13 protein-coding genes are annotated in these 14,353 nt (G+C 64.5%); 10 read left to right on the top strand and 3 right to left on the bottom strand.

Annotation, left to right across the window (positions count from 1 at the left end):
* Positions 1–211 precede the first annotated feature (211 nt).
* The 3 genes from ACVW17_RS26260 to ACVW17_RS26270 all read right to left on the bottom strand — a co-directional run bounded on the left by ACVW17_RS26260 (position 212) and on the right by ACVW17_RS26270 (position 2,963).
* Positions 212–1,075: a class I SAM-dependent methyltransferase gene (locus tag ACVW17_RS26260; protein ID WP_456754564.1), complete on the bottom strand. Its 864-nt coding sequence runs from the start codon at positions 1,073–1,075 to the stop codon at positions 212–214.
* Positions 1,076–1,275: 200 nt separating this feature from the next.
* Positions 1,276–2,061 (bottom strand): SDR family NAD(P)-dependent oxidoreductase, encoded by a 786-nt coding sequence (locus ACVW17_RS26265; RefSeq protein WP_456754565.1) that lies wholly within the window; start codon positions 2,059–2,061, stop codon positions 1,276–1,278.
* 8 nt (positions 2,062–2,069) lie between these two features.
* Complete coding sequence (locus tag ACVW17_RS26270) at positions 2,070–2,963, bottom strand: NAD(P)/FAD-dependent oxidoreductase (RefSeq protein WP_456754566.1); 894 nt, start codon at positions 2,961–2,963, stop codon at positions 2,070–2,072.
* Between the two features lie 93 nt (positions 2,964–3,056).
* On the opposite strand from ACVW17_RS26270, the gene ACVW17_RS26275 reads away from it, so the two are divergent.
* The 10 genes from ACVW17_RS26275 to bamA all read left to right on the top strand — a co-directional run bounded on the left by ACVW17_RS26275 (position 3,057) and on the right by bamA (position 14,327).
* Positions 3,057–3,740, top strand: a complete 684-nt coding sequence (locus tag ACVW17_RS26275) for a TetR/AcrR family transcriptional regulator (protein ID WP_456754567.1) — start codon at positions 3,057–3,059, stop codon at positions 3,738–3,740.
* Between the two features lie 295 nt (positions 3,741–4,035).
* Positions 4,036–5,028 carry a 30S ribosomal protein S2 gene (locus ACVW17_RS26280; protein WP_456754568.1) on the top strand — a complete coding sequence of 331 codons (993 nt, stop codon included), beginning with the start codon at positions 4,036–4,038 and terminating at the stop codon, positions 5,026–5,028.
* A 127-nt stretch (positions 5,029–5,155) separates the two neighbouring features.
* A complete protein-coding gene (tsf, locus tag ACVW17_RS26285; protein WP_456754569.1) occupies positions 5,156–6,079 on the top strand; it encodes a translation elongation factor Ts in 924 nt (307 codons plus the stop codon).
* A gap of 71 nt (positions 6,080–6,150) precedes the next feature.
* The gene (pyrH, locus tag ACVW17_RS26290) at positions 6,151–6,867 is read left to right on the top strand and encodes a UMP kinase (RefSeq protein WP_456754570.1); all 717 of its coding nucleotides are present in this window, start codon (positions 6,151–6,153) and stop codon (positions 6,865–6,867) included.
* A gap of 75 nt (positions 6,868–6,942) precedes the next feature.
* Positions 6,943–7,506: a ribosome recycling factor gene (frr, locus tag ACVW17_RS26295; protein WP_456754571.1), complete on the top strand. Its 564-nt coding sequence runs from the start codon at positions 6,943–6,945 to the stop codon at positions 7,504–7,506.
* Between the two features lie 20 nt (positions 7,507–7,526).
* Positions 7,527–8,285 carry an isoprenyl transferase gene (locus tag ACVW17_RS26300; protein WP_456754572.1) on the top strand — a complete coding sequence of 253 codons (759 nt, stop codon included), beginning with the start codon at positions 7,527–7,529 and terminating at the stop codon, positions 8,283–8,285.
* Positions 8,282–9,172, top strand: coding sequence for a phosphatidate cytidylyltransferase (locus tag ACVW17_RS26305; protein ID WP_456754573.1), 891 nt, complete (start codon positions 8,282–8,284; stop codon positions 9,170–9,172). The genes ACVW17_RS26300 and ACVW17_RS26305 overlap by 4 nt, the downstream gene beginning before the upstream one ends.
* A 4-nt stretch (positions 9,173–9,176) precedes the next feature.
* Entirely contained in the window at positions 9,177–10,403 is a 1,227-nt protein-coding gene (dxr, locus tag ACVW17_RS26310; RefSeq protein WP_456754574.1) for a 1-deoxy-D-xylulose-5-phosphate reductoisomerase, read from the top strand.
* Positions 10,404–10,447: 44 nt separating this feature from the next.
* Entirely contained in the window at positions 10,448–11,599 is a 1,152-nt protein-coding gene (gene rseP / locus ACVW17_RS26315) for an RIP metalloprotease RseP (RefSeq protein ID WP_456754575.1), read from the top strand.
* Positions 11,600–11,774: 175 nt separating this feature from the next.
* Entirely contained in the window at positions 11,775–14,327 is a 2,553-nt protein-coding gene (bamA, locus tag ACVW17_RS26320) for an outer membrane protein assembly factor BamA (protein ID WP_456754576.1), read from the top strand.
* The last annotated feature ends 26 nt before the right edge of the window (positions 14,328–14,353 follow it).

The raw sequence follows: 14,353 nt of genomic DNA on the forward strand, positions 1-14,353 counted from the left end.
AAGGGGCGATGTTTCGCTGCGCGTACCCAGACGCAAAATGAAGACATTTCAATTCGGCCCTTGTACCCATAAAGCCTGGCCGCGTGATGCAACGCAGACCACGTTCGCTTTGCGCCCTTAGAGGCGTCGGACGATTCGAGAAAGCGGCCGTCTTATTCGCCAGGCCCGCGAGGCAGTTTCGCCGGCCGTCGCGTCGAAACCTGTTAATCCCTCAGCTTGGAGGATTGCGCGCCGTGACGATCCACGTCGCGCCGTCGATCATCACGGACCGCTCGCCGGGGCAGTCCGCGAAGGCGGCACGAACCGCGGCCGAGGCGCGGGCGCGGATGTCGTCGGGCTGATCGACAAGCGCGCGCGACAGCGGGCCGACCTCGAACGTCATCTTCACCGCGTCGTCGATCGCCGCGTCCCGCGTCGCGCCCTCGCCAAACGGGACGGAAGCATCGAAGGGCGCGATAGCGATATCGGTGAAGCCGGCCCCCGTCAGGATGCGCGCCACCCGCCCCCGGTCGCCGAACGAGAACGGGCCGGGCGTTTCGGGATCGGGCGGCGCGGTCGCCGGGACGATGCCTTTGATCGCGCCCATCGGTAGGCGCATCCAATCGTTCTCGGCCGCGCCACGCCAGCAGACGAAAGTGACCCGCCCGCCCGCCTTGAGCGCGCGGCGCATATGGGCGAACGCGCCTGTCGGATCGTCGAAGAACATCACCCCGAAACGCGAGAACAGGATGTCGAACGCCCCCTCGGGCAGCTCGGCGCTGCTGGCGTCGGCGACGCGGAACAGGGTTGGCGCATCCTGTGGCGCGAGCGCGCGCGCTCGGGCGATCAGCGGTTCGGATATGTCCACGCCCAGTACTTGGCCCCCCGCGCCGACGCGGGCAGCCAGAGCCAGACTCGACGCGCCTGCGCCGCAGCCGACGTCCAGCACGCGCTCGCCCATCGCGGGCGCGGCGGCTTCGATCGCGGCCTGACCGAACACCGCCGCTATGGCGTCGAGCCGGGCCTGGTGGGCGAGCCAACGCTCTCCGCTTTGGTCATTCCAGCCGGCGATCCGATCGGCATTGTACTGTGCCATGACATATCCTTGTTCTCTGAACCGTCCGATGTCAAAGCGCGCATCCTCTCCAGCGAGCAGCGAGGGCGAACGGGATGAAGCGCTCGATTCCCCGCTGATCCTTGAGAGGAACGACAAGATCCGGGTCGAAGCTCCGTGTGCATCGTCAGCCTTCAGAGCCCCGCTTGTTCGATGAGCTCCACACGCCAGCGCCCCGGGAGTTAACCGTCCACTATTCTTTTCAACGTCGCCCTTTGCATTGATCGCGGCGTCAGACGATTTGAAAAGGCTGCCATCTTGTTCGTCAGGCCCGCGATCACCAAGGCCTTACCTTCCATAAGCGCCCGCACACCGCTCGCGGCGACCGGACGAGGCTTCATGGTGAGGAGGCGCAGCAAGGCCGTTGTGGCTGCGCCGGCTGCCGCATCGAAGCCCGTCGCGGTGTGCCCCGGGCAGAGAGTGGTAACAACCACACCATGCGGGCGGAGTTCGTCGTGCAGGGCCTCGCCAAGGGCGAGTACATATGCCTTGGTCGCCGCATAGGCCGCGTAGCTGGGAACGGCTTGGAAGGCCATGAGGCTGGCGACGAGAAGGATATGTCCAGAGCGCCGCGCGGCCATGTCACGGCCGAACAGGTAGGTCAGCTCTGTGAGCGTCGTGATGTTGAGCTGGATCATGTCTGTCGTGCGCTCGATCGGCGTGTCCAACAAAGCGCCGTGCAAGCCGTATCCGGCATTGTTCAGCAAGATGTCGATCGTCACCGACCTCGCATCGAGACTGCTTTTCAAGTGGCTGGCGGCGCCCGGCGCGGCAAGATCGATCGCCTCGACCAGCACGTCCATCCCGTATTTGCGGCGGAGATCGGCGGCAAGCTTTTCCATCGACTCCCGCCTTCGGGCCGCCAATACGAGATTGACTTTCTGCGCAGCCAGGAGATCTGCGAAGTCGAGGCCGAGGCCACTCGACGCCCCGGTGATCAGAGCCCATTTCCCGGCGAAGCTGTTCATTGGTTCTCTCAAACCACCATCGACTGCTGGGCAAAGATACCCGCCATCGCGCCCTGCGATGATGCCTGGGTGACCGAGGGCAAGAAGGGCGTGGTGAGGTCGCCGGCGGCGTAGATGCCAGGCGTGCTGGTTTGACGGCGTTCGTCGACCTTGAGGACGATGCCGGCGGGCGTAGCCACGGTGGCAAGGCCCAGTGCTTCATGCAGGCTCGCGGACGGCTTGTTGCGCGGATTGGCGAACAGGATGTCGACCGCGACGTTGCGGCCGGTATCGAGATTGACGGCGGCGATATGGCCCTTGTCATGGGCGACCTCGACGATCCGGCCATCGACGAGAGGTATGTTGCGGCGCGCCAGATCGGCCTGGATATCGGGCGGAATGTCGTGACCATCGGCGAAGAGCGTCAACTTGTCAGTCCAATCGTGGAACAGCCTGACCTGATTGTGCGACTGCGGGCTGGACCAGACGAGGCCCCAATGCTGGCCGGCGACTTCAAAGCCGTCGCAATAGGGGCATGGCACGATGGACGTGCCCCAGCTTTCGGCGTAGCCCGGAACATCAGGCATCTGGTCGGCGACGCCATAGCTCAGGATCAGACGACGCGCCCCAAAGCTTTCGCCATCGCCAGTAAGGACAGAGAAATTGTCGATGGCGCCGGAGACGCTGTCGGCCCGGGCACTGACAAGCTTGATCGTGGGATAACGCGCCAACTGCCGTCGCGCCTCGGCCAGAATGTCTAGCGGCGGCTTGTGATCGTGGCCGAGCAGGCCATGCGAGTGTCCGGCGAAGCGGTTGCGTGGCAGGCCGGTATCGAGAACGGTAACCGCGCGGCGGGCACGGCCGAGCTGCAGGGCGCCCGCGAGACCGGCAAAGCTGCCGCCGATGATGACGACGTCATCCATGGTGATGGGCTCCTGCGCATTGGCTTGCACACTTCAGATACTGCATGGTATCGTAATTTAACAATTAGAATACTGTCAAGTACTGGAATTGCCGTGACCGAAAACAGCCAGGGCCGGCGCGGCCGGCCCGTCAACGAGGCGCTTGGCCAAACGATCGTCGACGCCGCGCGCGAGCTCTTTGTGGAGTTGGGTTTTCAAGCGACGACCTTGGACAAGGTCGCCCAGCGGGCGAAGATATCCAAGCTCAGCATCTACAGGCACTTCGAGAACAAGGAGGCGCTGTTCAGCGCGGCCATGGCGGCCGGCTGCCATCAGTTGTTTGCACCACAGGCCCTTCTTGAAGGCGTCGACGGTTCGGTCGAAGATCAGCTCGTGGCGGTGGGATCATCGCTGCTTCGCACGCTGTTGAGATCAGACGTCCGCAGCCTCGAAGCCATGGTCATGGCCGACAAGACGAGTCAAAACGCGTTGAGCAAGCTCCATTTCGAAGCCGGCCCCGCCCATGTCATCGCCGAAATCGAGGTCCTGTTGCGTCAGTTGCACGCGAAGGCGGTTCTGAACGTGCCCGATCCTCTCCGGTCCGCCCGCTTGTTCGCCGCGCTGTTCAAAGGATCCGATCTCCTGATGATCGCACGCTTCGATCAGGCGAAAGCAGAGCACGACGACGAAATCGAATCCTATTGCCGGTCGGCCGTCGCCATGTTCATCGCCGCGCACGGTGGCAACGACGGCGTGGGCGGATGTTTGCCCGCCCCAAGGTCAAAAGACAAAATTTGAATCGTGCGTGACCACGTCGGTCGCGGGCCTGCTCCTTTGCATGGGGTTGTTTTTCGATATTTTGGCCGCGCGCACTTGCGATAGGCATTAGGCCGCCAAACGGGGCCGTTTCGGCACGATTTGGGCTCAGCCGGCGGGTGTAACCGGCCGTATTTCCTTGCTTCTGGCGCAAATCGCGCTATATAGCGCGCCATCTCACACGGAAACATGGCTCAAAAGGCCGTCCGGTGGCAGCCGGGCCATAAGGCTCGTCTGCTCACACGTTTCCGGAGGAACCAACCGGAGAATTATCACTATGTCGCTGCCCGATTTTTCTATGCGTCAGTTGCTTGAAGCTGGCGTTCACTTTGGCCACCAGGCCCATCGCTGGAACCCGAAGATGCAGGATTACATCTTCGGCGCCCGCAACAACATCCACATCATCGACCTCGCGCAGACCGTGCCGATGCTGCACCGTGCGCTCCAGGCGGTCAGCGATACCGTCGCCAAGGGCGGCCGCATCCTGTTCGTCGGCACCAAGCGCTCGGCCCAGGACGGCGTTGCCGACGCGGCGAGGCGTTCGGCGCAGTACTTCGTCAATTCGCGCTGGCTCGGCGGCACGCTGACCAACTGGAAGACGATCTCGGCCTCGATCAAGCGCCTGCGTCATCTCGACGACGTGTTGTCGTCGGGTGAAGCCAACTCCTACACCAAGAAGGAGCGGCTGACGCTGCAGCGCGAGCGCGACAAGCTCGACCGCTCGCTCGGCGGCATCAAGGACATGGGCGGTCTTCCCGACATGATCTTCGTGATCGACACCAACAAGGAAGACATCGCGATCCAGGAAGCTCAGCGGCTCAACATCCCGGTCGCCGCGATCGTCGACACCAATTCGGACCCGAAGGGCATCACCTATGTGGTGCCGGGCAATGACGACGCCGGCCGCGCGATCTCGCTGTATTGCGACCTCGTGGCGCGCGCCGCCATCGACGGCATCTCCCGCGCCCAGGGCGAGTCCGGAATCGATATCGGTGCATCGGCTGCGCCCGTGCAGGAAGACCTCCCGGCGGCTGCGCCGTCCGGCTTCCAGGGCCTCGCCGGTCCGCGCGGCACCGCCGACAACCTCAAGAAGCTCACCGGCGTGTCCGGTGCGATCGAGAAGAAGCTCAACGACCTCGGCATCTTCCACTACTGGCAGCTCGCCGAGCTCGACCACGACACCGCGCACAAGATCGGCGAAGAAGTCGGTCTGCCGAGCCGTGCCGACGCCTGGGTCGCCCAGGCCAAGACGCTCGCCGAAGCGGAATAAGAGTTACGCGGCGTGGCCGGGGTCTGCCCGGCCGCCGCTTTGCTTCCACGAACAACGATTTCCCTGTTGCAGACGGCGGCGTCATCGGGCGCCGCGGTTTCTGTACAGGCAAGAAGGACATTGAACGATGGCAACGATCACAGCAGCGATGGTCAAGGATCTCCGCGAGTCGACCGGCGCGGGCATGATGGATTGCAAGGCGGCGTTGACCGAGAACAACGGCGACATGACCGCTGCGCAGGATTGGCTGCGCAAGAAGGGCCTCTCGAAGGCCGCCAAGAAGGCCGGCCGAGTCGCCGCCGAGGGCCTGATCGGCGCGCTGACCGCCGGCACCAAGGGCGTGCTGGTCGAGGTCAATTCCGAGACCGACTTCGTTGCGCGCAACGAGCAATTCCAGGGCCTGGTCAAGATGATCGCCCAGGTCGCGCTGAAGCATGGTGCCGACGTCGAGACCATCAAGGCGTCCAAGGTCGGCGATGCCACCGTCGAGACCGCGATCTCGGATGCGATCGCCACCATCGGCGAGAACATGACGCTGCGCCGCGCCGCCTCGCTCGAGGTGAGCCAGGGCGTGGTGTCGAGCTATGTCCATAACGCGGTCATCGAGGGCGCCGGCAAGATCGGCGTCATCGTGGCGCTGGAGTCGACCGGCAAGGCCGACGAGCTCGCCGTGCTCGGCCGCCAGCTCGCCATGCACGTCGCGGCGGCGAAGCCGCTCGCGCTCGACCCGGCCGGGCTCGATCCGCAGACCGTCAAGCGCGAGAAGGACGTGCTGGCCGACAAGTACCGCCAGCAGGGCAAGCCGGAGAACGTCATCGAGAAGATCGTCGATTCCGGCCTCAAGACCTACTACAAGGAGGTCTGCCTGCTCGATCAGGCCTTCATCCACGACAGCGGCAAGTCGGTTGCCCAGGCGGTGAAGGAAGCTGAGGGTAAGGTCGGCGGCCCGATCAAAATCGCTGGCTTTGTGAACTATGCTCTCGGTGAGGGAATCGAGAAGCAGGAGAGCGACTTCGCCGCCGAAGTCGCGGCCGCCAGCGGCAAGAAGTAACCGCTGACACCAAGGCCTCCGGCGCTTCGCGCCGGAGGCCTGCCTGCGCGGGATAAGAAAGCGATCGCATCATGGCCGAGCCGATCTATCGTCGCGTGGTGATCAAGCTGTCCGGCGAATATCTGGCCGGCTCCCAGGGCTTCGGTATCGATCAGCCGACGGTCGACCGCGTCGCCGATGACCTGATCGCAGCCCGCAAGCTCGGTGTCGAGGTCGCTGTCGTGATCGGCGGCGGCAACATCGTCCGCGGGGTCGAGGTCTCCTCGCGCGGCGTGTCGCGGCCGACCGGCGACACCATGGGCATGCTCGCCACGATGATGAACTGCCTCGCGCTGGAGGCGGCGATCGAGCGCAAGGGCAACCCGGCGCGGACCTTGTCGGCCTTCGTGATGCCGGAGATTTCCGAGCTGTTCACCCGTACTGCGACGCACAAATATCTCGCCGAGGGACGCATCGTCCTGCTCGGCGGTGGAACCGGCAATCCGTTCTTCACCACCGATACCACCGCCGTGCTGCGCGGGGCCGAGATCGGCGCGCAGGCGGTGCTGAAGGCCACCAATGTCGACGGCGTCTACAGCGCCGATCCGAAGAAGGACCCCAAAGCCAAGCGCTTCGACCGCCTGACCCATTCGCAGGCGATCGAGGGCGGCTACAAGGTCATGGACGCGACCGCTTTCGCACTTGCTCGCGAGACGTCGCTGCCTATCATCGTGTTCTCGATCGCGGAGCCCGGTTCGATCGGTGCGATCCTGCGCGGGTCCGGACACGGCACGGTCGTCGCCGGCTGATTGCCGCGCCTCAAGGTCCAAGCTTTTTGGACCCGAGGGCGTCGATAGCCGGTTTCTAGTGAAGGGAGAAACGTCATGGCCGCAGCTGGGTTTGACATCAACGACGTGAAGCGCCGCATGCAGGGCGCCACACAATCGCTCAAGCACGAGCTCGGTGGCCTGCGCACCGGCCGCGCCGCGGCATCCATGCTGGAGCCGGTCCAGGTCGAGGCTTACGGCTCGCATATGCCGCTCAACCAGGTTGCAACCATCAGCGTACCCGAGCCGCGCCTGCTCTCGGTGCAGGTTTGGGACAAGACGATGGTCAAGGCCGTGGAGAAGGCGATCGTCGACTCCAACCTCGGCCTGTCGCCGGCGACCGAAGGCCAGGTGCTGCGGTTGCGGATTCCCGAACTCAACGAGGAGCGCCGCAAGGAGCTCGTCAAGGTCGCGCACAAATACGCCGAAGCGGCCAAGGTCGCGGTCCGCCACGTGCGCCGCGACGGCCTCGACATCATCAAGAAGCTCGAGAAGAATCACGAGATCTCCGAGGACGATCAGGAGCGCCTGTCGAACGAGGTGCAGAAGGCGACCGACGGCGTGATCGCCGAAGTCGATCAGCTGCTTGCCGCCAAGGAAAAGGAAATCCTGACGGTCTGAGGGCCTACGGGAACGAGCCTATGTCGAACGCCGCCGCCCCAGCAACCGACGGACCGGATCGCTCCGGCAGTCCGTTGCATGTGGCTGTCATCATGGACGGCAACGGACGCTGGGCCGCTTCGCGCGGGCTGCCGCGCGTCGAGGGCCATCGCCGCGGCGTCGAGGCGCTGCGCCGCGTGGTGCGTGCCGCCCATGAACTCGGCATCGTCTACCTCACGATCTTTTCGTTCAGCTCGGAGAATTGGTCGCGCCCGGCCACCGAGATCGGCGATCTGTTCGGCCTGTTGCGCCGCTTCATCCGCAACGATCTGGCGACGCTGCACCGTGACGGCGTGCGGGTGCGCGTGATCGGCGAGCGTGACGGTCTCGATGCCGATATCTGCGCGCTGCTCAACGAGGCCGAGGAGCTGACCAGGAACAACGACAAGCTCAACCTCGTTGTCGCCTTCAACTACGGCTCCCGTGCGGAGATCGCCGCCGCCGCACGGCGGCTTGCCCGTGAAGTCGCGGAAGGCAAGCGCGACGCTGACTCCATCGATGCCGACACGCTCGGGCAGTATCTCGATGCGCCCGATATCCCGGATCCCGACCTGATCATCCGCACCAGCGGCGAGCAGCGTCTGTCGAACTTCCTGATGTGGCAGGCCGCCTACAGCGAACTGGTATTCGTGCCGATCCATTGGCCGGATTTCGACAAGGCGGCGCTCGAAGGCGCCATTGCGGAATACGGCAAGCGCGAGCGCCGGTTCGGCGGCCTCGCTGTGAAAACCGGCTCGTGACCGAGGGCGAAGCCGCGTCGGCGGCAGCAAGCGAGCAACGGCCGGCAGCAAGCGAGCAGCCGCCGGCAGCAAACGAGCAGGGGTCGCGCAACCTCGTGATGCGCGTGGTTGCGGCACTGGTGCTGGCGCCGCTCGCGATCGCGCTGGCTTATCTGGGCGGCATCGCCTGGTCGCTGCTGGTGACGGTGGCGGCGATCGGATTGTACGTGGAATGGCTTGTCGTCACCGGGCTCGGGCGGGAGCCGCGCGTCGTGGTGCCCGGTGCCCTCGCGCTGCTGCTTGCCGGAGTTTGCCTGATGGCCGGCCGCGTCGATGCGGCCCTGGACGTGCTTTTGGTCGGCGTGGTTGCCGTCGTGCTGACATCGGGCGTGCGGCGTGGCTGGGCCGTCGCCGGATTGCTCTATGCGGCGGGGGCCGAGATCGCGTCGGTGCTGCTGCGTCTCGATCCGGCGAAGGGCTTTGCCGCGCTGATGTTCGTGTTGCTGATCGTATGGGTCACCGATATCGGCGGCTATTTCGCCGGCCGCAGCATCGGCGGGCCGAAGCTCTGGGTGCGCGTCAGTCCGAAGAAGACCTGGGCCGGCGCGATCGGCGGCTTCGTGGCGAGCCTCGCGGTTGCCGCCGGCTTTGCCGCCTTCGAGATCGGCACGACCGGGCCGCTGCTGGCGCTCGGCGCCGTGCTGTCGGTGGTCTCGCAGCTCGGCGATCTCTTCGAATCCGCAGTGAAGCGGCGGTTCGGGGTGAAGGATTCGAGCCACATCATTCCCGGTCATGGCGGCCTGCTGGACCGCCTGGACGGATTCGTCGCGGCCGTCATTGTGGCGGCGATTTTCGGCTTTCTCCGTGGTGGCGCCGATGGCGTCGGCCGCGGTCTTATGGTTTGGTGATGAGATGAGCGCAGTTCCGTTGCGTAACAACAAGGCCGTGGCGGCGTCGGCCGTGCGGACCGTGACCGTCCTCGGTGCCACCGGCTCGATCGGCGACAGCACGTTGGATCTGCTGCGTGGCGCGCGCGACCGCTATCAGGTCGAGGCTCTGACCGCGAACAGCAATGTCGAGGGTCTCGCCAAGCTCGCCAAGGAGTTCGGCGCACGGTTCGCCGCGATTGGCGATCCCGCGAAGCTTTCAGAACTGAAGGACGCGCTCGCTGGAACCCGGATCGAATGCGGGGCCGGGGAGAGCGCGATCATCGAGGCCGCCGCGCGGCCGGCGGATTGGGTGATGGCGGCGGTCAGCGGCGCGGCCGGACTGAAGCCGGCGCTTGCCGCGGTCGATCGCGGCGCCACCGTCGCGCTCGCCAACAAGGAGTGCCTGGTCTGCGCCGGCGACATCTTCATGGAACGGGCCAAGAAGGCCGGCGCCTGCATCCTGCCGGCGGACTCGGAGCACAATGCGTTGTTCCAGGCGCTGGCGTCCGGCAATCGCGAAGAACTGACGCGGGTGATCATCACCGCGTCCGGCGGCCCGTTCCGCACCTGGGCGCCCGCCGACATCGAGCAGGCGACGCTGGAACAGGCGCTGAAGCATCCTAACTGGAGCATGGGGCAGAAGATCACGATCGATTCCGCCTCGATGATGAACAAGGGCCTCGAGGTCATCGAGGCGTCCTATCTGTTCGCGCTGGCGCCGGACGAGATCGACGTGCTGGTGCACCCGCAGTCGATCATCCACGGCATGGTCGAGTTCTCCGACCGCTCGGTGGTGGCACAGCTCGGCACCCCGGACATGCGGATCCCGATCGCGCACTGCCTCGGCTGGCCCGACCGCGTCGTCGGCCCGTCCGCCAAGCTCGATCTCGCCAAGATCGGACAGCTCACCTTCGAGGCGCCGGACTTCCAGCGCTTCCCGGGGCTGCGGCTGGCTTACGAGGCGCTGCGGATGGGGCATGGTGCGACGACGGTCTACAACGCCGCGAACGAGATCGCGGTCGCCGCGTTTATTGCCGGCAAGATCAAGTTCGGAGCGATCGCCCGGCTGGTCGAGGCGACGCTGAACGATTGGATACGGTCCGGGAATCAGCCACCGCTGCACTCGGCGGATGACGCGATTTCCGTTGACCATATCGCGAGAAATAAAGCTGCCGCCCTATTGCCTCAAATTGCCTTAAAGGCAACCTAGAGGGTTGGGGACGGAGCCTGATGGCTCTTGTCGAGGGGAATCTGATGCCCGAGTATTTTCTTCATAGTATCAATGCGTTGAGCCATGGGCTCCTGGGTTACATCGTTCCTTTCCTGTTCGTCCTGACCATCGTCGTCTTCTTTCACGAGCTCGGCCACTTTCTGGTCGCGCGCTGGGCTGGCGTGAAGGTTCTGACCTTCTCGCTGGGCTTCGGACCGGAGCTTGCCGGCTTCAACGACCGGCATGGCACGCGCTGGAAGATCTCGGCCATCCCGCTCGGCGGTTACGTCAAGTTCTTCGGTGATGACAGCGAGGCATCGACGCCGCAGGCCGAGACGCTCGCCGCCATGACGGCGGAGGAGCGCGAGGGCAGCTTCCATCACAAGTCGGTCGGCAAGCGCACCGCCATCGTTGCGGCGGGCCCGGTCGCGAATTTCATCCTCGGCGCCCTGATTTTCGCAGGCATGGCGCTTTACTACGGCAAGCCGAGCACGATCGCCCGGGTTGACGGCCTGGTGGCCGAGAGCGTCGCGGCGAATGCAGGTTTCAAGGTTGGCGACGTCGTCGTGGAGATCGACGGCAGCGCGATCCAGAGCTTTGCCGACATGCAACGGATCGTAGCGTCGAACGCTGGTTCAGAGCTTGGCTTCAAGGTGAAGCGGGATGGCGCGATTGTTTCGCTCAAGGCGGCGCCGGCGCTGAAGGAGGTCAAGGACCCGTTCGGCAATGCCCACCGAATCGGCGTGCTCGGAATCGAGCACAAGGCTCAGGTCGGCGAGGCATCCAGCGCCCCGGTCGGCGTCTTCGAAGCCCTGAAGATCGGCGTCGAGCAGGTCTGGTACATCATTGCCAGCACCTTCAAGTTCCTGGGGTCGCTGTTCGTCGGGACCGGTAATCCGGGCGAGGTGAGCGGGGTCATCGGAATCGCCAAGCTGTCGGGGCAGGCCGCGAGTGCCGGGTTCCAGTTCGTGGTCAATCTCTGCGCCATCCTGTCGGTCTCGATCGGCCTGCTGAACCTGTTCCCGATCCCGCTTTTGGATGGCGGACACCTCTTGTTCTACAGCGCGGAGGCGCTTCGCGGCCGCCCGTTGTCGGAGCGGACGCAGGAGGTGGGTTTCCGAATCGGGCTGGGTTTGGTTCTGATGTTGATGGTGTTTGCGACCTATAACGACATCCTCAGGATCGCCGGGTCCTGAAGCAGGCTTTTTTGTGGCGTTGCCAATGGGCAACGTCTTGGTACGAAAATGGAAATGTTCTGCTGTAGTAAGTTTGCCCCCTTGGCAAATTTGGTTACAAGCTGAGCGGCAGGTTGGGAATCTGTCGGGTCGTTGGGGAACGATCCGGCATTGCTAAGATAAGGGCGCGTTGCGCATGATGTTTGGAATGCGAGTGAGGGGGGGGCTGTTCGCCGCCTTGGTCATGTTCGCCGTGCCGGTGGCTGCCACCTTGGCGGCCGTAGCTGTGTCTGCGCCTGCGCAAGCGCAGACCGTCGATTCGATCACGGTGGAGGGGAACCGCCGCGTTGAGCTGGAAACCATCCGCTCCTACTTCCATCCCGGACCGGGCGGTCGGCTGGGCCAGGCCCAGATCGACGACGGCCTGAAAGCGCTGATCGAGACCGGCCTGTTTCAGGACGTTCATATCGATCAACGGGGCGGCCGCCTCGTCGTGGTCGTGGTCGAGAACCCGGTGATCGGCCGCGTTGCCTTCGAGGGCAACAAGAAGATCAAGGACGAGCAGCTTACCGCCGAAGTCCAGTCCAAGCCGCGCGGCACCTTCTCGCGCCCGATGGTCCAGTCGGATGCGCTGCGCATCGCTGAAATCTACCGCCGCTCCGGCCGTTACGACGTGCGGGTCAATCCGCAGATCATCGAGCAGCCGAACAACCGCGTCGACCTGATCTTCGAGGTCAATGAAGGCGTGAAGACCGGCGTGCGGTCGATCGAATTCATCGGCAACAATGCCTATTCGGCGTCCCGCCTGCGCGACGTCATCAAGACCCGCGAATCGAACCTGCTGAGCTTCCTCGGCGGCAACGACGTCTACGACCCCGACCGGGTCGAGGCCGACCGCGACCTGCTGCGCCGCTTCTACCTCAAGAACGGCTATGCCGACGTCCAGGTCGTCGCCGCGCTGACCGAATACGATCCCGACAAGAAGGGCTTCCTGGTCACCTTCAAGATCGAAGAGGGCCAGCAGTATCGCGTCGCATCCGTCAACTTCACCTCGTCGATCAATACGCTCGATCCGAACGCGCTGCGCTCCTATTCGCGCGTCAATGTCGGCTCGCTCTACAACGCCGAGGCGCTGGAGAAGTCGGTCGAGGAAATGCAGATCGAGGCGTCCCGCCGCGGCTACGCCTTCGCGGTTGTGCGGCCGCGCGGCGATCGCAATTTCGACAATCACACGGTGTCGATCACCTTCGCGATCGACGAAGGCCCGCGCACCTATATCGAGCGCATCAACATCCGCGGCAACAGCCGCACCCGCGACTACGTGATCCGCCGCGAATTCGACATCTCGGAAGGCGACGCCTACAACCGCGCGCTGGTCGACCGCGCCGAGCGCCGGCTGAAGAACCTCGACTTCTTCAAGACGGTGAAGATCACCACCGAGCCGGGCTCCTCCAGCGATCGCGTCATCCTGATCGTCGATCTCGAGGAGAAGTCGACGGGCGACTTCTCGGTGTCGGGCGGCTATTCGACCACCGACGGCGCGCTGGCCGAAGTCAGCGTCTCCGAGCGCAACCTGCTCGGCCGCGGCCTGTTCGCGAAGGCGTCGGTGACCTACGGCCAGTATGCCCGCGGCTACTCGCTGTCGTTCGTCGAGCCCTATCTGCTCGACTACCGCGTCGCGCTCGGCCTCGACTTCTATCAGCGCCAGCAGCTGTCCAACAGCTACATCGCCTACGGCACCAAGACGCTCGGCTTCAGCCCGCGCCTCGGCTTCAGCCTGCGGGAAGACCTGTCGCTGCAGCTGCGCTACTCGATCTATCAGCAGGAAATCACCCTGCCGTCGACGCTGGCCAACTGTAACATGAACACCAGCAACGGCTTGCTGGCGTTCAACCCGTCGCCGGCCTGGGTGCAGGCGAACGGCGCAGCCGCCGCCAACGCGCTCGGTGCCACCGACGCCTCGGCCAACGGCCTGTGGTGCTACAGCGACGGCGAAGCCTCGCTGCCGGTCCGCAAGGAACTGGCGGCCGGTGCGACCATCACCTCGGCACTGGGCTACACGCTCAACTACAACACGCTCGACAACAACAAGAACCCGACCGACGGCCTGATCATCGATTTCAAGCAGGACTTCGCGGGCGTTGGCGGCGACGTCAGCTACATCAAGAGCGCGATCGACGCGAAGTACTACACCCCGCTGGTCTCCGACATCGTCGGCGTGATCCACGCCCAGGGCGGTATCCTGAACAAGATGGGCAGCACCGAGCTGCGCATGCTGGATCACTTCCAGATGGGTCCGAACCTGGTCCGCGGCTTCGCGCCGAACGGCATCGGTCCGCGCGACATCAATCCCTACGGCACCCAGGATGCCATCGGCGGCACCAAGTACTGGGGCGTGTCGGCGGAATTGCAGATGCCGTTCTGGTTCCTGCCGAAGGAAGTCGGGCTCAAGGGCGCGGTCTATGCCGACGCCGGCGGCCTGTACGACTACCAGGGTCCGACGTCGTGGACGGCGACGGGCGAGGTCAACACGCCCGGCTGTATCAAGCCGACCAACAACCCGCCGTCTCCGGGCACCTGCCTTGGCCTGCAGTATGACGACAGCAAGGTTGTCCGTACCTCGGTCGGTGTCGGTCTGATCTGGCAGTCGCCGTTTGGTCCGCTGCGCTTCGACTACGCGGTGCCGCTGACCAAGGGTGCGTATGACCGCGTGCAAGAATTCCGGTTTGGCGGCGGTACGACGTTCTAATACCGCTGCTCGATCGGACTGCGACG

The organism is Bradyrhizobium sp. USDA 4473 (assembly GCF_054063335.1).